Origin of the sequence: Lysinibacillus sp. NPDC094177, assembly GCF_050279145.1 — a bacterium.
GTDB lineage: Bacteria > Bacillota > Bacilli > Bacillales_A > Planococcaceae > Lysinibacillus.
Genome location: NZ_JBNNTW010000012.1, coordinates 49,663 through 68,297, shown reverse-complemented (window position 1 = coordinate 68,297; position 18,635 = coordinate 49,663). Strand labels below are relative to the sequence as shown.

The following is an 18,635-nucleotide window of genomic DNA, read 5'->3' as shown; positions in this document are numbered from 1 at the left end:
TCTCCTCTTAGTTAAGTGGCTATTATAGCCCTACTCTCCCCATACCGTTGATGATCTTATCTAATGTTTCATCTACCACTGTAATCATACGTGCATTGGCATTGTATGCTTGCTGGAATGTAATCATATTAGTCATCTCTTCATCTAAGGAAACTGAGTTCATTGAATCACGACGCTTAGAAATCTCCAAATGCATCGTTTCAGAATTGAATGCACTACGCGTAGCTTCCTGTCCCTTAACCGCTAAGTCCCCTACTAATGATTTATAATAGTTTTGAAATGTACCTTTCTTTAAGTTATCTTGAGCCTGCGATTGTAGCTCTGCTAACTTACGCATGTTTTGGTTATTACCAACCTCGCCCTTCGTATCAGATACAGCTACCTGCTTCGCATCAGTAATCGCTACGTCAAAATCACGTGCAGTCGTCCCAGAGAAAAAGTTTTGACCTGTACTATCATCTAAACCAAAACCTTTACTATGAACTTCATTAAATTTTGATATAAATTCTTTCGCTAAATTATCTAAATTAGCAAGCATTTCTGGATAAGTACCTTGTCCACCGCTATGTCCATACGCATCAATCAATGCACGTAATTTACCTTTACCAGGGTCCATTTGACTGTAATCAATTGCAATTCCTGCTGCTGGATCTCCTGGCGGCTCGCCAACAGCAGAAATTTTAATTTCCTTAAAGTTAGCGTAGCTCCCTGTCGTTTGATCATCTACCTCACCATCGATGCGCTGACCGTTTGTATCCATCGTTGCAAGGGCAGCATATTCTCTACCATCAACTAATTTAATAGGAGTACCGTCTGCTGATACATATGTAATCGTCATTGAACCTTCAGCTACATCTTTTGCTAAACCACCTGATTTTTGCAATGAAACAGATACAGGAATATATTCATTTAACTGATCTACTAATACATCACGCGCATCGTATAAATCATTTGGTACATAACCACTCGGCTCAACTTCCTGAATTTGTTTATTAAGAGCAGCAATTTGTTTAAGCATTGAATTCACTTTATCCGTCGATACATTAATTTCATTTCCGATATTACCTTGGATAAGTTTTAGCTGTCTATCCATATAATTAAAGGACTCAGCAATTGCTTTCCCTTTGGATATTAATACCTGACGAGCAGCTGTATCTTTTGGATTGTCAATAACGTCCTCCATTGACTTCCAAAAATCTGTAAATGATTGGTTAATACCAAACTCTGAAGGCTCTGACATGATATCTTCCATCTGCGAAATCGATTTTGCTGTTGAATCCCAATAACCCAACTTATTCGTTTCTTGACGATATTGTCGATCGGTAAATTGATCGCGGAGGCGTTGAATCGAGCTTACTTCTACCCCTGTTCCAAGATGTCCAGGATAGACAGGCTGATTTAAGCCTGCAGTTGGAAAACCAGGAGTCGCTTGCATATTTGCCCGTTGGCGAGTGAACCCTAATGAATTTGCATTGGAAATATTATGTCCTGTTGTGTATAAAGCTGTTTGTTGTGTAAATAAACCACGTTTACTAGCTTCTAAGCCCATAAATGTTGAGCGCATTTTTTTTCCTCCTTTTTATGTACGTTTATAATTCCAAGCAAAATTTCTTGCATGGGTGCAAGAAACTAAGCTTGAGAATCAAAAAATGATTTTTTAGCAACTTTATTTGTTCCGCGAATCTCACTACCAGAGTAGTTCATTTGCTCGGTCTGAGGTCGTAAGGTACCCAATGTCAGATTGACAAATTGTAGTGATTGGAACACTAGTTTTTGATTTAAATCGTTTTGTTTTTTTAAGTCGTTGATGATTTGCAATAATCGATTGCGAACTGCTGAGAGCGTGTCTTTGTCTGCTTGTTGTTCAGCAGCCTCGATGACATCAGCGACAGTTACTTTGTCAGTTGAAGCAAATCCTTTTGCTTCAAGGTAGTCCGTTACCTGTTTCTGACGCTGTTGCTCGAGCTTATCGATGGCCGCTACATGCGCCTGCTCATCCTTGAGCATTTGGTCCAGTGCTTTGATATCCCCAACTGTAATGATTTCAGTTTTTTTAATGGCTAGTTCAAGTAAGCTTTTATGCATTCTTTCTAGCATTGTTAGTGTAGAAGAAATCGCTTCTATAGACATATTGCTAAGCACCCTTTCTGATATTCCTTAGAAACGATAATATTTCAGCATATCTTCTGCAACTTTGCGAGCGTTCACTTTGTATTCACCAGAAGCGATATCTTCTTTTAATTGTTTTACGCGTTCTGCACGCTCTGTGCTGTATGTTGAAACTCCTTGCATCTTCTGTGCAGTCTTTGAAATTTCGATTTTATCTGCGAAGGATGCCTTGTTAGCGCCTGGTTTTACATTGCGCACCTGATTTTTATAGGCATTCACTGCATTAATCCCATAAGATGTAATTTTCATTTAATACCCTCCTAACTAAAAAGCTTATCTTCCTATTATTTCGGATTGTCTCACATAATGTTAAGTTTTCAAATATAAAAAAGTGTGCTAATTTTGTTTAAAATTAACACACTTTAGACCCATCAATTATGCCTCGGCATAATTGCGTCCTGAATCGGCTTTGTGCTTGCACAAAGGACTCCTTTCCGATTCTGTGACATCCGCCGGAGGCTTTAACTTCTTTAAGCGGGTGTTTGGACACTCGCTTAAAGAAGTTAACGTTTTCGTTCTGCGTGATATGTTACACGATCACGTTCTGCCACACTGTCACGGAACTCCTTCGCTGCGTCAAATGTACGTAAATCCGACTTCAACTCATCCTGACATTTTGTACAAAGTTTGCCTTTTGTCGTTAGATGACCACAGTTGTCACATGGATAGCCAAGATTAGGGAACATCGCAGGCTGCAAGCGCCCCTTGCGTACCCATCTATACAATAACTCCTCTTCAGCTCCAGTTGCTTCAACAATACGTTCTACTGTCGCAGCACGGTTTTCACGTTTACGTAGAAAGCGATAAACGATTTGATATAACTCCTCTTCAGATTGAGCGCATTTATGACATACTTCTCTGATCCCTGTATAATTAAAAAACTCATTACATTTCGGACAATTACGAACCTCTGCCATCTATTCTTCCTCCTCTTACATTATAACAGCTAATAAATACGAATCTTATATACTCATAAACTATTATACACAATGCATTAGCATTTTCATCCATTAATTAGTGTGAAGCTTTTGACATTTTTGGCACCTGCATTTAATAAAACCTCAGTAGCATGCCTTAAAGTTGTCCCTGTAGTTTTAATATCGTCAAAAAGAAGATAATCTTTATGCTCTACATGTGCTTCAGCCATCAGACGGAAAAGGGGTGTTGCTTGGATTCGTTGCTCTCTATTTTTGGAACTTTGCGTTTCTATCGTTGTCTTTTCTAAAATTTGTATAAAAGGAATATTAGCAGCCTTTAATAGCTCCTCCATATGCGAAAAGGTACGTTCCCTTTGTTTGAGGGGGTGCATAGGAATCGGTATTATGGTTGCTTTTTCATCTTTGAATAGCGCATATAGTTCCTGCCGAAATACTTTCGCGAGTGCGACATCCTGAAGAAATTTATATTGATGCAAATAATCTTTCATCGCATCGTTATATTGATAAAGTGCAGTTGTTGTTTGGGAATGTTCAAATCGAACTGAGCACCTATCACAGATGGTTGGTTGAAATTGTTTTGTTAAAAGTATTTCCCATGAAATTACTGATTGCAGTGGCTGTGAGCATAATAAGCAAAGTGTTTCAATTTTATTCATTACGGAAATCCTTTCATATTATAATATTGAATTTTTGTACGTGCATCATCCATTCCAGCTGTAACGCCATGATGAAAAAATACGACGTCTCCATCTGCAAAATCAGCATTTCGTCCAACCCGCCCAGCGATTTGTATAAGTGCACTTGAAGTAAAAATCGTTGATTCTGCTCCAATAACTGCAACCTGGACATTCTTTATCGTAATTCCTCTTTCTAAAATAGTTGTTGTCAATAAACCCGGAACTTCTTCATGACGTAGTTTAAGCACTTTTTCTTTACGCTCAGGATCTTCGGCATGTACCGCCAAAATGTTTGCATCTAATAACTGGAAAAGAGGCGTTGCTATTTTCATTAACTCTACTTTCGGGAAAAATAATAGAAAAGGCTCTTTGCGTGCAAGACGCTCCTCTGTCCATTGTTTTAGCTTTCGTGGGATCTTTCCTCGTTTTAAGCTTTTTTCATAGCTCCATAGGGAATTAAATCGAGGGACTGGTAATGGACGATTATGATAGCGCTTCGGGATAAAAGAATAGCTTTTATTTTGATATTGAGTAAGTAATTTATGCGAAGGTGTTGCTGTGACCAACAATATTGGTGCGCTCTCTATTTTTGCCTTTTGCACAGCACTTTGTAAGGTTTCGTCAAATGTATACGGAAATGCATCAGCCTCATCAACAATCATGACATCAAACGCCCGTTCAAAACGATAAAGCTGATGAGTTGTAGCCAACACAAGCTGTGCATAGCCCTCCTGCTTCGGCGATCCACCATATAGTGCATGGATTATCGTTTGCGGGAAAACCGTTTGAAAGCGCGGATATAATTCTAGCACTACATCTGTACGAGGCGTAGCGATACATACCCGTAAGCCCTGCTCTAACGCATAATGCACAGTTGGAAAAAGAAGCTCTGTTTTTCCTGCTCCACATACTGCATGGATAAGATGAGACCGTTTAGCTTTCACACTTTCTAGCATTTCATTTGCTGCCCGCTGTTGAAGCACTGTAAATTGCCCTGCCCATTCGAGTGAATGCTTTCTTGTCCTAATTGCGCGAGGGCCTGTCCAGATTATCAATTGCGTACAGCTACTCACTCTACCCATATTCAAACAATGTCTACAATATATACATTGCTGCTGGCACCTTGAACAATCAAACGTTATAAATTGCTGAGGATTCTCATTATGGCAACGATTGCATTTTAGATGTGGTTCTTTTTGAATTCCTTCTATTATAAGGAAGTATTTGTGATTGATTGATTTCTCGATATCTACTGTTGAAAATGGGGCGTGCTCCTTTAACCAAATACGCCCTTCATGAAAATCTCGTAATGCAGGTGGCAATAACCAACCTTTGTATTTCATTGCTGTGCTCCTTTCATGTGGTTGATTTTTATCAGCGATTTTCGTGAGTTTATCAGCGGTTTCCGATCTTTTATCAGCGATGTTGGCGGGTTTATCAGCGATTCTCTTACTTTTATCAGCGATGTTCACGGGTTTATCAGCGATGTTAAAGAATTACCGGCGATTCTTCCGCTTCACCCGGCAATACGAATATATCCCTAAATAAAAAACAGCCTCTACAAATTTACTGTAGAGACCGTCTCACTTAAGATTATTTTTTTGTCCAGCCTAGCCCCATTGAGCCTTCACCTAAGTGTGTTCCAATTACGGGACCGAAATAGCTCAATGTAAAGTTAACGTTCGGGTAGGTTGCTGCTAGTTGTGCTAGCCATTCTTCTGCTTCAGCCTGGCAATTGCCGTGGATCACAACAGCGTCCAGTGCTTCATACTTTCTAGCATCCTCAGCTAGTAGTTCCTCAGCACGTTTTAATGCTTTTTTACGCGTACGAATTTTTTCAAAAGGTACAATGACCTTGTTCACAAAATGTAGTACCGGCTTTACTTGTAATAAGCCGCCAATTAATGCCGCTGCTGAAGACAGACGTCCCCCACGTTGTAAGTGCCCTAAGTCGTCTACAATGAAGTAAGCACGAATTGTCTGCTTCATGTCCGCCAATGTTGCGAGAATTTCTTTTGCAGAAAAGCCCTGAGCCGCCATTTCAGCTGCTCGCAGAGCGTAAAAACCCTGCACCGCACAGGATATTTCACTATCAAAAGCGTACATATCAATGCCTTCCACCATTTCGCCTGCTTGAATTGCACCTTGATATGTTCCACTGATACCACTTGATAAATGAATAGATATTACCTCATCATACTCTTTTGCCAACTCTTCAAAGAGAGCGACAAATTCGCCAATTGGGGGCTGCGTTGTTTTTGGAAATTCTTTTGCCCCGCGTACTTTATCATAAAATTCAGATGCCGTGATATCTACTTCTTCTGCAAATAATTGCCCTGAGATATTTACACTTAACGGAATCATATGAATGTTTAAGCGTGCTCGTTCCTCAGCTGAAATATATGCAGTACTATCTGTTACGATTGCTGTCCTCATCCATGTCCACTCTCCTATTCTACATAGTTTACAATCAATTGCGCCTCGGCGCAATTGTAGCTGTCGCTTTACTTTCGCTACAGATAAACAAATTGTGCTGTCGCTTTGCTTGGTAATGCCACAAGACGTGGCGTTCTTAAACTGAGTTCTCCTATTTTAGTAAGTACTTATTAAGATAAAAAGAAATGAATGTGAAATGAATTACGACATTGCGTAATCTTGTCCGAATGCTGAATAAGAATAAGTACTCTTTCATCACTCTAGACATCTGCTAAATTGTTAAACTTAGCATCCATTTCACATTCATTTTCTATGTATATTTCTCTTAGCAAAACTAAATTCGACAGAGGTTAATCTTCATCCAATTAGTCCTTCTTATAGTGAATGAAGACTCATCACCATATGGGTTCATTTCCGTTCCAAATAGGGCCGTTTGGCGTAATGCTTTTTGCCTTCGTGTCTCTACCTTGCTCGCACTAGTGTCTTTTCTTTGACGCTAATCCTCCAAAAATCGCCCAACCTCAACTCTTAGTGATGAGCCTGAATGAAGATATCCTCATTTTATTTGCCAGTACTTGATTTCGTGTCATCTCCAATATAAAAGACACTTGTGACCTTCCAGCGTCCATCTTCTTTGACGAATACTGTAACTTGTTGTCCTGCACTTTCATGCTTCACATTTGTTTTAGTTTGTACTAAATGCAATGTTATATTTGAATGGACCTGTGCTTCATTTTGGCTATATTTTATAATTGTAGTATCTTTAGCATCTCGTTTAACGTCTGACTGTTTAAATACTTCTGTCACGTATTCTTTTTCTTCTTCATAATTGAAACCTTTTGGATTTTTCGAGATTGTTTGCATATAACGATCAATATCTTTTGCATTGAAAGCTGCATTATATTCATTAAAGGCTTCTAATATTGCTCTTTCTTCTACAGCAGGGATATTTTCTGCCTTTGTTATTTTTTCACCATTCATTTCAAACCCGACAGTTCCATCATCAATGATTTTTTGTCTTTCTTCTGCACTCATTTCATCTTTTTTATTACCACAGGCAGTTAACATTAATGAAGTTAACATTAATAAGGTAAAAACTGCTAGAAAACTTTTCTTTAACATCAAAAAACCTCCCGCGCATATTGTAGCATATAAATCCCGTTGTAGGAATTTTGTTGTGCATTTTCAACATTTAGGTGTTACATCTTCCTTATGACGCCCACGATTTTAAAATGTTGCACTAAATCAATTATACCTTGGTATAATTGCGTCCGGAATCGGCTTTGTGCTTAGGCCTGCGTGAGGGCCGACACGATGTCGGTCATTTCGGTAATGCCACAGGACGTGGCGTTTTTTCCGATGCAGGTCAGTTAGCCGTTATCGCATGGATGCGATGATTTTAGGCTAACATCCTTTAAGAACTCCTTTCCGATTTCCGTGACATCCGCCGGAGGCTTTAGGCCAACAGATGTTTTTTGCGCGAAAGCGTAGTGCTAACGTAGCGTCAGCAGCACGAAGTTGGTCACTCAGTCATTGCCACAGGACGTGGCGTTCTTAGACTGAGTTCCTCTATTTCAGCGGATGTTTGTACCCCCCTGAAAAGTAACTTAAACCTGCATTCATCTCACCACCTATAGAGGTGGGAGACTCCGCTGAAAGAAGTTAAATGATCTCTATGTATAAATTACTACAATTTTTGCGTTACCCACTGGAATGCTAATATAGTGCATTTTTCTAATAGCTAGCAAGTTCCTCTATTGCAGTCGATGAGAATAGGTTACACACACTATAGAGGTGGGATTCTCTATGATTTCATCACAAAAGCAGCGGTTTAATTTCAATAAAAAAACTGCTTTAAAAACTACTAAATAATATAGTAGCCTTTAAAAACAGTCTATCAATTATGCCACGGCATAATTGCGTCCGGAATCGGCTTTGTGCCTAGGCCTGCGTGAGGGCCGACACGATGTCGGTCATTTCGATAATGCCACAGGACGTGGCATTTTTTCCGATGCAGGTCAGTTAGCCGTTATCGCATGGATGCGATGATTTTAGGCTAACCTCCTTTATTAACTCCTTACCAATTCCGTGACATCCGCCGGAGGCTTCAACTTCTTTCAGTTCTGCTGAAAGAAGTTATTCAATGTATGCTATTAGCGTACTTCAACCCAGCCATTTTTAATGGCTGTAACAACAGCTTGTGTACGGTCGTTTACATTCATTTTTTGTAAAATGCTTGAAACGTGGTTTTTAACAGTTTTTTCAGAAATGAACAGTGTCTCACCAATTGTACGGTTAGATTGTCCATCTGTTAATAATTGTAATACTTCACATTCACGTTTTGTTAGTAAATGGAATGGGCGACGAATTTCTGTTTGATGGAAGTTACCTTTATTTTCATGCTCAGAAAGACGACGGAATTCCGCTACTAAATTTTTTGTTACTTTTGGATGTAGATAAGATCCGCCATTCGCAACTACTTTAATGGCTTCAACGATTTCGTCAGCATCCATCTCTTTTAACATATAGCCAAGTGATCCTGATTTTAGCGCGTGTGTTACGTATGTTTCATCATCATGGATTGATAACATAATAACCTTCGCATCTGGGAATTCATTAATTAAATCTGCCGTTGCCTCTACTCCATTTTTCCCCGGCATATTAATGTCCATTAGTACAACATCTGGTTGATTTTCAGCATATAAAGAAACCACATCTGTACCATCATCACCTTCTGCTACCACATCAAACGTATCTTCAAAGTCTAAAATACGTTTTACTCCTTCGCGGAATAGCTGGTGATCGTCTACAATAATAATCTTCGTCATTTGTCTTTACCCCCTAAATTTCTCCAACAATCGTTTTACTCTACTTCTAACGGAATTTTAAATAAAACCGTCGTACCTCGATTTATCTCACTTGTAATTGAGATTGTCCCATCCAAAATTTCGATACGTTCTTTCATACCTAAAATACCAAAGGAATGGTCTTTAACTACCTCCGGATCGAAACCTATGCCATCGTCCTTTACAACAATATTTACGGCATCGCTCAACCACTCAAGTTTTACCCAGATATCCTTACATTTACCGTGCTTCATGGCATTTGTCACACATTCCTGCACTAATCGGAAAATAGATACTTCATAGTTTGATGGTATGCGTTTTTCAGTGCTTCTCGATTGGAAATGAACTTCTACTCCAGGATTATATTCAGTCACTGTCGATAAGTATTTTTTTAATGTCGGAACAATTCCCAAATCATCAAGTGCCATTGGTCTTAAGTCATAGATTATACGTCGCACCTCTGATAATGCATTACGCACCGTTTTCTTTAAATCAACAATTTCAGCCAAAGCATATTCAATGCCTTTTTCACGATACGTTCTGTCTATTAAATCAGTGCGCATTAGTACATTTGCCAGCATCTGAGCAGGTCCATCATGAATTTCCCTAGATAGACGTTTACGCTCCTCTTCTTGTGCTGCAATAATACGTATACCAAAATCTTGTTTCATTTTTGCTTGTTCAAGTGCTAAACCAACATTTTTTAAATCGGAAGTTAAGTAATTCAAAACGACATTTACTTGATTGACTATATGATCTGCACGTTCAATCGTATCGAGTAATGCTCTTAATCTTCTCTCTAGATCATCTCTTTTATCACGTAGCTGCTTTTCTTGTGTTCTAATAACGGAGAGCTTCAATTGAAAATCATGTGCAGTTTCATATGCATCTCTAACTTGTTCTTCGGTATAATTATCAAAAGCTTTACTCACTAACACAAGTCTTTGCTTAGCAAGCTGTGTACTTTTTTCTAAAGCATCGCCTTCATCAATAACAATTGAAACTTGTTTTCGAACAATTTCTAGCTCTTTTTGCATATCTTCGAAGCTTCTTCGGCTCTGTTCACTTATAATAAAGATATCATCTTTTGAGCTCATGATTGTTTCTAACATTCGATTAAATATGTCATCAAGCGACTTTAAATCGAAGGTATCATTTGAAAACATAGTATACTCCCCAGTCTAATGTCTTATGATTACTTACCATTTTGATAGACCAATTTCATATATTCCATAGTCTACACCTATTATAGCATCACCATGTCAAAATTTAATGCTTTTTCTTTATGAAAATTATAGAATAGAACTCTACTTAAAAGGAGATTGAAACTGATGAGAGAAAACTATTTAACAGTAAAAGGATATGGAGAAAGCGAAATTGTTATTTCTAAATCTCGCTTTCTTACTTATATAGAACGTGCAGAAACGGAAGAGGATGCAATTTCTTTTATTGAACGAATAAAAAAAATGCATCATAATGCGACACACAATTGTTCAGCCTATATAATCGGAGAGCATGATCATATTCAAAAAGCAAATGATGACGGGGAACCTAGTGGTACAGCTGGCGTCCCTATGTTAGAGGTTCTAAAAAAACAAGGATTAAAGGATACGGTCGTTGTCGTCACACGCTACTTCGGTGGCATTAAGCTTGGCGGTGGCGGTCTTATTCGTGCGTATGGAAAAGCGACAACAGAAGGTTTACTTGCTGCCCAAGTAGTTGAACGCAAGCTTCATCATTTTATGAATATTGCCATTGATTACACTTGGCTTGGCAAAGTAGAAAATGAAATTCGAGGTTCTTCGTATACATTAGAAGAAATTCGCTACTTGGAAGGCGTCGAAATTATTGTATCCGTATTAAAAGAGGAAGAAGAACATTTCCGAAACTGGGTAACGGAAATGACAAACGGACAAGCAAACATTACTTTGGAGAATGTTCAATTTATTGAATTTGTTGTGAAATAAATAGTTTTAATTGTCGAAAGCTAAATATCCATAGTATAATTTTAATATTGAGCTATTTTATCATTTACTCATATTTTAAAAGTACATGACTAAAGTATAGTTTAATCGCATTATTATTCCCAAAATTCAGAGGAGAATATATCAAATATGAATAATAGAACTAAAAAAAGCAAAAAGAGGTCTTCTAAAGCTTCCCTAATTATAAAAGTTTCTCTTCTTCTTGTTGCTAGTTTACTAATTTGCGCGACTGCTTATGGTGTTTATATTACGAAGCAAGCAGAGCATGCAGTAAACTCAGCACATGAAGAATTAAAAGGTCGAGACATTTCTGCACTTCGTGATGAGAAAGTAGAACCAGTACATGATAATGTTTCAATCCTATTTGTAGGTGTTGATGATAGTGAAAATCGCGGGCAAGGCTCTGAACACTCACGTTCCGACGCACTAATCCTAGCGACATTAAACAATAAAACAAAAACAATTAAAATGCTAAGTATCCCTCGAGATTCTTATGTATACATTCCTTCTGTAGGACATAAGGATAAAATTACTCATGCACACGCCTATGGTGGAACACTTTCAACAATTGATACAGTAGAAAAACTATTAGATGTGCCGATTGATTATTATGTTCGTATGAACTTTAATGCGTTTATTGACGTTGTTGATGCATTAGGTGGAATCGAAGCTGAAGTGCCGTATAAGTTACACGAAAAAGACGAATTCGATCGCAATGCCATCAACTTAGAACCTGGTATGCAGCATTTAAACGGAAGTCAGGCACTTGCACTAGCAAGAACACGTAAGCAAGACAATGATATTGAACGCGGCAAGCGTCAACAAGAGATTTTAACGGCGATTATCAATAAAGTTTCTTCTGTAGGATCCATTTCAAAATATGATGATGTCATTAAAGCACTTGGTGATAACATGAAGACAAATATGACATTTAGTGAAATGAAATCATTCCTATCCTATTTATCACAAGGGATGCCACGTATTGATTCTTTAACATTAGATGGTGCAGACGATATGTCTACTGGTGTTTACTACTATAAATTAAAACAAGAATCGGTTGATGAAATATCTGAAACACTCAAAAACCATCTTGGCACTAATAAAGCATCTAGTAGCTTAACGAATAACAATTCTGATAAAGCTAACGCTGTTGGCGATGATACAACAAATAACGGTAACTCTCAGTAACTATAAAAGCCTTTCCACTTTTACATTTGTGGAAAGGCTTTTTGTATGGCATGATTTTGTGATGTTTTCTGAGCGAGGAAATTACTGTCTGGGACACTAATAGATCTGAACTTTTCTCCATGTTATTCGAGCAATTCTAGGGTCTACCTGAGCGGTTTCCCACTGTACCCGAGCAGTTTTTCGGTCTACCTGATCACTTTCCGACCCTACCCGAGCAGTTTCCCGGCCCACCCGAGTACTCTCTCACCTTGCCCAAGCGATTCTCCACTCTACCTGAGTTTCCACACGTAGCCCCGAACTTCTTTCTATTATGTTACCCTGAACACGTCCACTTCTACTTCCAAAGTAAACTATATGAAGCGGGATATAAAAAAAAGCAATCATACATGAAAATGGATGATTGCTTTAACGTTTTATTTATTAAATATCCGCACAAAATTCAATAGTGGTTTGTAGTTTTTACCCGCGAGTCCAATGACTTCAACCAAAACTTCAATTGCAGTTAATATGACAGCTACGAGTAAAATCGCACCCCATACTTTGGCCATAGAGAAAATGATGGCTGCTAATCCAAACATGATGGCAATCCCATAAATAATGAGTACAGTTTGGCGATGTGTGAAGCCCATATCTAGTAAACGGTGATGCAAGTGTGATTTATCTGGATCAGACCATTTTTTCTTCATCCGTACACGACGGACAATCGCAAAGAATGTATCAGAAATTGGCACACCTAGTATAATAATTGGGACAATTAATGCAACGACCGTAACATTTTTAAATCCAAGCAATGCGAGCACTGATATCATAAAGCCAAGGAATAAGGCCCCTGTATCACCCATGAAGATTTTCGCTGGGTGGAAATTGTAAAATAAAAATCCAAATGTTGATGCTGCTAAAATGGCTGCGATTGCTAAAACGAACATATTGCTCATAATAATTGCCATGACAGCTAAAGTAATAAGGGCAATCGTTGAAACGCCTGCCGCTAGACCATCTAAGCCATCGATTAAATTAATGGCATTGGTAATACCAACAATCCAAATAATTGTTAAAGGAATACTTAGGAATCCAAAATTTAATTCACCTACAAATGGCAAGGTAATCATATCAATTTGAATGCCACCTACAAAAATAACGATAAGTGCCGCAATAAGCTGGCCAACTAATTTGGCCTTTGCGGAAATTTCACGCATATCATCTATGACACCTGTTGCTACGATAATGCAAGCACCAATAATAATTGCAAGTAAAAAATTACTACCATTTTCATTGATTATCAAAATCGGCTGAAATATAGCTACAGCTATTAAAAAAGAAAGGAAGATCGCCAATCCCCCAAGTCTTGGCATAATTCGTGCATGTACTTTTCGGTAGTTTGGTGCGTCGACAGCACCTATTTTGAACGCTAATCGTTTAACTAGTGGAGTTAACAAAATTGAAGCAACAAAAGCTGCTATTATAGACACGTAGAGCATGTCTCTCCTCCTCAAAAAATAATCTACATTTAAATCCAAATTGATTATAGCACGAACAGGCGCCGAAATATACTTTTTCTATTTATTTTCCACTATTTCACAAATATTTCTCCTCTTTTTCAATTTGGAAGAATGCTTCATGTCAAATGTAGTCACCATTCGTAAAATTTGATAAAATAATGTAGTGTCTAGCATTTAGACAACTTAAAAGGAGCGTAAATTTCATGTTCTCAATTTTTAAACGCAACAATGAGCAAACTAGTGCTCGTCAATTAAAACGCTACTATAAAATAGTAGAACAGATTAATAGTCTTGAAGAAAACTATGTCAATAAGTCAGATGATGAATTAAAAGAAATGACTTTTATTTTCAAGGATCGTTTAGAACAAGGTGAACCAATTACATCTATCATCCCAGACGCATTTGCTGTAGTACGCGAAGCCTCAAAACGTGTATTAGGTATGCGTCATTTTGATGTACAGCTTATCGGTGGTCTTGTTTTAACTGAAGGCAATATTGCAGAAATGCCTACAGGTGAAGGTAAAACGCTTGTCGCTTCCCTTCCTTCCTATGTACGCGCATTAGAAGGTAACGGTGTTCACGTCATTACGGTTAATGACTATCTAGCTAAGCGTGACTACGAGCTTGTCGGTCAAATCCATCGTTTCCTTGGCCTAACAGTTGGTTTAAATATACCGATGATGGAGCCGGATGCAAAAAAAGAAGCCTATAATGCAGATATAACATATGGTGTAGGTACTGAATTCGGATTTGACTACTTACGTGACAACATGGCACATAGCTTGGCTGATAAAGTACAGCGTCCTTATCACTTCGCCATTATCGATGAAGTCGATAGTGTACTTATTGATGAGGCAAAAACACCACTTATTATCGCTGGGAAAATGGGTGCGAATGATGAACTACATCGCATTTCTTCTATGCTAGCTAAACGTTTTAAAGAAGAAGAAGATTACGATTTTGATGATGAAACAAAAGCTACTTCTTTAACAGATAAAGGTATTGAAAAGGTTGAGGCAGCCTTCAATGTTGATAATCTATATGATCTTGAACACCAAACACTTTACCATTACGTTATTCAAGCAGTTCGTGCCCATGTGATGTTCAAGCGTGATGTTGACTACATCGTAAAAGATGACAAAATCGAGCTTGTCGATATGTTCACAGGTCGTATTTTAGAAGGTCGTTCGCTATCTGATGGCTTACATCAAGCGATTGAAGCAAAAGAAGGCGTAACGATTACTGAAGAAAACAAAGCACAAGCACAGATTACCATTCAGAACTATTTCCGTATGTATCCGAAGCTTTCCGGGATGACGGGTACGGCGAAAACACAGGAAAAAGAAATTCGCGAAGTGTACGGCATGGAAGTTATTCAAATTCCAACAAACCGCACACGTCAACGTGTCGATCAGCCTGATATTATTTTCAACAAACAAGAAGATAAATATAAGTACGTAGCAGCTGAAGCTAAACGTCGTCACGAAAAGGGACAACCTGTCTTAATTGGAACAACGTCAATACTGCAATCTGAAACAGTTGCCGAACACTTAAAGAAAGAAGGATTAAAATTCCAATTGCTGAACGCTAAAACAGTTGAGCAAGAGGTTGAGCTGATTTCACAAGCTGGTCAGAAAGGTCGTATTACTGTCGCAACAAACATGGCTGGCCGCGGTACAGATATTGTGCTAGATGAAGCAGTTCACGAGCTCGGAGGCTTATATGTCATCGGTACTGAAAAGCATGAAAGCCGCCGTGTAGATAACCAGCTACGTGGTCGTTCAGGTCGTCAAGGTGACGTAGGTGAAAGCCGCTTCATTCTCTCTATTGAAGATGATATGTTCCGCCGTTATGCAAAAGAAGAGGTTGAAAAATTCTCAGAAAAAATGGTTGTCGATGAAAAAGGCATTATCCAAAATAAAGAGGCTCAAGAACTTATTAACCGTACACAACGTATTGTTGAAGGCTCTCAATACGGTATGCGTGAATACAATTTAAAATTAGATGATGTTATCAATGACCAGCGTACAGTTATTTACGGTCTACGTGATAAAATTTTAACTGGTGAAGATTTAATGGGTGAGCTGAAAAAAATGCTAAGTGAAGCGGTTGATTTCGCTGTTCGCGAAGCTGCTTCAGATGATCTCCCTTCAGTGGAATGGGATTACGATCAAATGGAGAGTTCTCTCAACTCACTATTCATGACTCCTGTCACAATTGACCGTGAAGTGGGCAAAGTAAAACAAATTTTAGCTGATATTCAGCCTTCTGAACAAGAGCTACTTGATCGTATGAGCAAGTTTGCTGAAAACGAAGAAGTATTAGCAATTATTCCACAAGTAATGCTAAGCTACCTAGATAGTGGCTGGGTGAAACATTTAGAAAACATGGCACACTTAAAAGAAGGAATCGGCTTACGTCATTACCAACAAGAAGACCCGATGCGAATTTACCAACGTGAAGGACTTGAATTATTCGGGAAAAATTTCCAAGAATTACGTCGTTCTATTATTATAGAAATTACAGGCTTCATGAAAATGATTGAAGCACAAATGGAGGTACAATAATGGGCTTATTCTCATTCTTTAAAAAATCAGACAAGGTTGTACAAGAAAACACAATTGACTCTAAAGACTTATTAGGAAGTGTTACTACGAATAATAGCGATAATCGTGATGTCGAGACTAAGCTATCATTCCATCCAGAATGGGATGTTCCACAAGAGCAAAAGTACATTTTTAATTTCCTTGCTAACGAGCTAGAACCATTGAAGCCAAATCAATTATCACTTTCTTCTATTAGTATTGAAGAAGATAAACGTTCTAAAAAATGGCAAGTACGTGCATTTTTCCGTTCATCATTACCTCAAGCAATTGAACTAGGTGAAATCGAGCTTTTCATTATGGATAAAAATGACGAGCTTGTAGCATCTAAAAAATTCGATTTTGCAGCACTTGGCACAATTCCAGCAGAAAGTGCTCGTCCATGGGTATTTGATTTTGAAAAATCAACGATCAAAGTCGATGAAGTACCAGAAGATGGCTGGAAAATTGCATTCAACCTTGTTTCCCTTCGTGGTCACCAATTAGAATTGGACCCATCATGGGAAAAACAACTGCCTGCAGCACAAAAAGAAGAACTTGCAAAAATCGTAAAAACTTTACCTATGTTAGGTGAAACAGAAGTAAACTTCACTGGCCTACAAGCGAAACTTGCTGACAATGGTAATTTAAATGTGTCTATCTTCATTCGTAACGGACATAATAAAGCTATTAATCTAGAACAATTACCACTAGAAATTATTGATGCAACAGGCAAACAAGTTGCTAACGGTTCATTTAAAATGGATCCAATATTAACTGTACAACCAAACTCAACAAAGCCATGGACATTTATCTTCCCTGCAGAACTTGTTGACGCTAAAGATGCAGATCTAACTCGTTGGACAGCACGCGTAACACAATAGAGTGTTTAAAAACCCTTCTTTTTATATGAAAGAAGGGTTTTTTCATTTGTTCATTTTCGTATAGAGCGGTGGTCAACCGTTTATCAGCGATGTTTGGTGTTTTATCAGCGATTCTAAGGCTTTTATCAGCGATGTTCGGTGGTTTATCAGCGATTCTGACACCTTTATCAGCGATGTTCGGTGGTTTATCAGCGATTCTGACACCTTTATCAGCGATGCCACATTTTTTATAGCAAAACTGTCGACTTCAACCGAGCGATTTTATCTAAATTCCATGAAAAAAGCGATTTCTGCGTATATGCAAAAATCGCCTTTACTTTATTTTATTGCGTCGAATCGTTTATAAGCTACTAATCTTGTAGACCAGTAAGAGTATGTAACGTCCGAAATTTCAACACCGTCTGACCCTGCATGGATAAATTTATTGTTGCCTATATAAATACCCATATGAGATATTCCATCTTTATACGTATTTTGGAAAAATACTAAATCTCCCGCTATCGGAGTTTTAACTTGTGTTGTATTTCCGGAGAAATATCCTTCGCTACTGTCTCTGCCAATTTTTAAACCACCTTGATTAAAGGCATAGTAAATAAGGCCACTACAGTCTAGACCTTCAGATGTGTTACCACCGTAGACATATGGTGTTCCTACTAATGAATTAGCTACTTCTACTGTTTTCTTATAAACAGCTTGTCCATTAGTTGTAGGGTCCTTAGGCGTTACGGATGATGTTCCCGCATCTGAAGATCCGTTATTAAGTACTGTTTCACTCTCAGGTATTGAAGCTACTGGAGATAATTTTAACACCTGTCCAATATTAATGGAGTCTGTCGTAAGTCCATTCCAGTCTTTAATATCCTTTATTGTCACATTATATTGCTTAGCAATTTTGGATAATGTATCGCCTTTAACTACTGTATAGGATGTAGTTGTCGGCTTTGATGGTGTTGTCGGTTTTGTTGTTGATGGATTTGAAGGTTTTACCGCATCATTAGTAGCTTGTTTTGTAACTTCTAGTTTTTGCGCGACATAAATCATATCATTCGTTAACTTGTTCCAACTTTTTATGTCTTGTACTGTTACTTTATGGTTTTGAGCGATTTTAGATAAAGTATCTCCTTTTTGCACGGTATATGTAGCTGCTTCTGCGGTCTGTAATGCTAAAAAAGAAGTAGCAATAGTGCTTAAAGCTAGGATTCTTAATTTTTTTGTTTTTTTCATACCAATTTGCCTCCGTTCGTGCTAAAATATTTCCTTGTGTGTCTATCATACTAGATATTCTAAAAATCATATATCGGAAAAACTGACTATTTTTCAAACAATTTATGAATCTTGCTGATTCCGACAGATTCTGACAAATTATAAGAGAATATTAATTGCAAGATTAGTATTCATATGATAACATACACTTCTGTATTTAAAATTTTT

The 18,635-nt window shown here is 38.0% G+C and carries 17 protein-coding genes; 5 read left to right on the top strand and 12 right to left on the bottom strand.

What is annotated here, in order from left to right; all coding sequences use genetic code 11:
- Positions 1-22 precede the first annotated feature (22 nt).
- From flgK to ACQKNC_RS17840, 10 genes are all read right to left on the bottom strand, one after another.
- On the bottom strand, positions 23-1,564 hold the full coding sequence (flgK, locus tag ACQKNC_RS17885) for a flagellar hook-associated protein FlgK (protein WP_427426101.1): 1,542 nt from the start codon (positions 1,562-1,564) through the stop codon (positions 23-25).
- 65 nt (positions 1,565-1,629) lie between these two features.
- The gene (locus ACQKNC_RS17880; RefSeq protein WP_427426100.1) at positions 1,630-2,130 is read right to left on the bottom strand and encodes a flagellar protein FlgN; all 501 of its coding nucleotides are present in this window, start codon (positions 2,128-2,130) and stop codon (positions 1,630-1,632) included.
- A 27-nt stretch (positions 2,131-2,157) separates the two neighbouring features.
- Positions 2,158-2,418: a flagellar biosynthesis anti-sigma factor FlgM gene (flgM, locus tag ACQKNC_RS17875; protein WP_427426099.1), complete on the bottom strand. Its 261-nt coding sequence runs from the start codon at positions 2,416-2,418 to the stop codon at positions 2,158-2,160.
- A 254-nt stretch (positions 2,419-2,672) separates the two neighbouring features.
- Positions 2,673-3,086 carry a TIGR03826 family flagellar region protein gene (locus ACQKNC_RS17870; protein WP_427426098.1) on the bottom strand — a complete coding sequence of 138 codons (414 nt, stop codon included), beginning with the start codon at positions 3,084-3,086 and terminating at the stop codon, positions 2,673-2,675.
- A gap of 86 nt (positions 3,087-3,172) precedes the next feature.
- A complete protein-coding gene (locus ACQKNC_RS17865) occupies positions 3,173-3,763 on the bottom strand; it encodes a ComF family protein (RefSeq protein ID WP_427426097.1) in 591 nt (196 codons plus the stop codon).
- Complete coding sequence (locus ACQKNC_RS17860) at positions 3,763-5,127, bottom strand: DEAD/DEAH box helicase (protein ID WP_427426096.1); 1,365 nt, start codon at positions 5,125-5,127, stop codon at positions 3,763-3,765. Before ACQKNC_RS17860 ends, ACQKNC_RS17865 begins: the two co-directional genes overlap by 1 nt.
- 250 nt (positions 5,128-5,377) lie before the next feature.
- Positions 5,378-6,220, bottom strand: coding sequence for a DegV family protein (locus ACQKNC_RS17855; protein WP_427426095.1), 843 nt, complete (start codon positions 6,218-6,220; stop codon positions 5,378-5,380).
- Between the two features lie 561 nt (positions 6,221-6,781).
- The gene (locus tag ACQKNC_RS17850) at positions 6,782-7,342 is read right to left on the bottom strand and encodes a nuclear transport factor 2 family protein (protein ID WP_427426094.1); all 561 of its coding nucleotides are present in this window, start codon (positions 7,340-7,342) and stop codon (positions 6,782-6,784) included.
- Between the two features lie 1,031 nt (positions 7,343-8,373).
- Positions 8,374-9,048, bottom strand: a complete 675-nt coding sequence (locus tag ACQKNC_RS17845; protein WP_249073460.1) for a response regulator — start codon at positions 9,046-9,048, stop codon at positions 8,374-8,376.
- Positions 9,049-9,083: 35 nt separating this feature from the next.
- A complete protein-coding gene (locus ACQKNC_RS17840; RefSeq protein ID WP_427426093.1) occupies positions 9,084-10,232 on the bottom strand; it encodes a sensor histidine kinase in 1,149 nt (382 codons plus the stop codon).
- Between the two features lie 165 nt (positions 10,233-10,397).
- Here ACQKNC_RS17840 and ACQKNC_RS17835 point away from each other — a divergent pair, with 165 nt between their 5' ends.
- Together ACQKNC_RS17835 and ACQKNC_RS17830 are read left to right on the top strand one after the other, a co-directional pair.
- On the top strand, positions 10,398-11,033 hold the full coding sequence (locus ACQKNC_RS17835; protein ID WP_427426092.1) for a YigZ family protein: 636 nt from the start codon (positions 10,398-10,400) through the stop codon (positions 11,031-11,033).
- Positions 11,034-11,180: 147 nt separating this feature from the next.
- Positions 11,181-12,239, top strand: coding sequence for an LCP family protein (locus tag ACQKNC_RS17830; protein WP_427426091.1), 1,059 nt, complete (start codon positions 11,181-11,183; stop codon positions 12,237-12,239).
- A 413-nt stretch (positions 12,240-12,652) separates the two neighbouring features.
- On the opposite strand, the gene ACQKNC_RS17825 is transcribed toward ACQKNC_RS17830, so the two are convergent.
- Entirely contained in the window at positions 12,653-13,717 is a 1,065-nt protein-coding gene (locus tag ACQKNC_RS17825) for a glycosyltransferase family 4 protein (protein WP_427426090.1), read from the bottom strand.
- Positions 13,718-13,941: 224 nt separating this feature from the next.
- Here ACQKNC_RS17825 and secA2 point away from each other — a divergent pair, with 224 nt between their 5' ends.
- The 3 genes from secA2 to ACQKNC_RS17810 all read left to right on the top strand — a co-directional run bounded on the left by secA2 (position 13,942) and on the right by ACQKNC_RS17810 (position 17,437).
- The gene (gene secA2 / locus ACQKNC_RS17820; RefSeq protein ID WP_427426089.1) at positions 13,942-16,305 is read left to right on the top strand and encodes an accessory Sec system translocase SecA2; all 2,364 of its coding nucleotides are present in this window, start codon (positions 13,942-13,944) and stop codon (positions 16,303-16,305) included.
- Positions 16,305-17,204 carry an accessory Sec system S-layer assembly protein gene (locus ACQKNC_RS17815; protein WP_427426088.1) on the top strand — a complete coding sequence of 300 codons (900 nt, stop codon included), beginning with the start codon at positions 16,305-16,307 and terminating at the stop codon, positions 17,202-17,204. The genes secA2 and ACQKNC_RS17815 overlap by 1 nt, the downstream gene beginning before the upstream one ends.
- 68 nt (positions 17,205-17,272) lie before the next feature.
- The gene (locus ACQKNC_RS17810) at positions 17,273-17,437 is read left to right on the top strand and encodes a hypothetical protein (protein ID WP_427426087.1); all 165 of its coding nucleotides are present in this window, start codon (positions 17,273-17,275) and stop codon (positions 17,435-17,437) included.
- 85 nt (positions 17,438-17,522) lie between these two features.
- On the opposite strand, the gene ACQKNC_RS17805 is transcribed toward ACQKNC_RS17810, so the two are convergent.
- Positions 17,523-18,428, bottom strand: a complete 906-nt coding sequence (locus tag ACQKNC_RS17805; RefSeq protein WP_427426086.1) for a LysM peptidoglycan-binding domain-containing protein — start codon at positions 18,426-18,428, stop codon at positions 17,523-17,525.
- Positions 18,429-18,635: the final 207 nt, after the last annotated feature.

Bases quoted from the DNA above. Each gene is read 5' to 3' on its own strand.
- ACQKNC_RS17845 (WP_249073460.1), bottom strand. From the start codon at position 9,048: ATGACGAAGATTATTATTGTAGACGATCACCAGCTATTCCGCGAAGGA.
- ACQKNC_RS17805 (WP_427426086.1), bottom strand. From the start codon at position 18,428: ATGAAAAAAACAAAAAAATTAAGAATCCTAGCTTTAAGCACTATTGCT.
- ACQKNC_RS17830 (WP_427426091.1), top strand. From the start codon at position 11,181: ATGAATAATAGAACTAAAAAAAGCAAAAAGAGGTCTTCTAAAGCTTCC.
- ACQKNC_RS17835 (WP_427426092.1), top strand. From the start codon at position 10,398: ATGAGAGAAAACTATTTAACAGTAAAAGGATATGGAGAAAGCGAAATT.
- ACQKNC_RS17855 (WP_427426095.1), bottom strand. From the start codon at position 6,220: ATGAGGACAGCAATCGTAACAGATAGTACTGCATATATTTCAGCTGAG.
- flgM (WP_427426099.1), bottom strand. From the start codon at position 2,418: ATGAAAATTACATCTTATGGGATTAATGCAGTGAATGCCTATAAAAAT.
- ACQKNC_RS17870 (WP_427426098.1), bottom strand. From the start codon at position 3,086: ATGGCAGAGGTTCGTAATTGTCCGAAATGTAATGAGTTTTTTAATTAT.
- ACQKNC_RS17815 (WP_427426088.1), top strand. From the start codon at position 16,305: ATGGGCTTATTCTCATTCTTTAAAAAATCAGACAAGGTTGTACAAGAA.
- ACQKNC_RS17850 (WP_427426094.1), bottom strand. From the start codon at position 7,342: ATGTTAAAGAAAAGTTTTCTAGCAGTTTTTACCTTATTAATGTTAACT.
- ACQKNC_RS17860 (WP_427426096.1), bottom strand. From the start codon at position 5,127: ATGAAATACAAAGGTTGGTTATTGCCACCTGCATTACGAGATTTTCAT.
- flgK (WP_427426101.1), bottom strand. From the start codon at position 1,564: ATGCGCTCAACATTTATGGGCTTAGAAGCTAGTAAACGTGGTTTATTT.
- secA2 (WP_427426089.1), top strand. From the start codon at position 13,942: ATGTTCTCAATTTTTAAACGCAACAATGAGCAAACTAGTGCTCGTCAA.
- ACQKNC_RS17865 (WP_427426097.1), bottom strand. From the start codon at position 3,763: ATGAATAAAATTGAAACACTTTGCTTATTATGCTCACAGCCACTGCAA.
- ACQKNC_RS17840 (WP_427426093.1), bottom strand. From the start codon at position 10,232: ATGTTTTCAAATGATACCTTCGATTTAAAGTCGCTTGATGACATATTT.
- ACQKNC_RS17825 (WP_427426090.1), bottom strand. From the start codon at position 13,717: ATGCTCTACGTGTCTATAATAGCAGCTTTTGTTGCTTCAATTTTGTTA.
- ACQKNC_RS17880 (WP_427426100.1), bottom strand. From the start codon at position 2,130: ATGTCTATAGAAGCGATTTCTTCTACACTAACAATGCTAGAAAGAATG.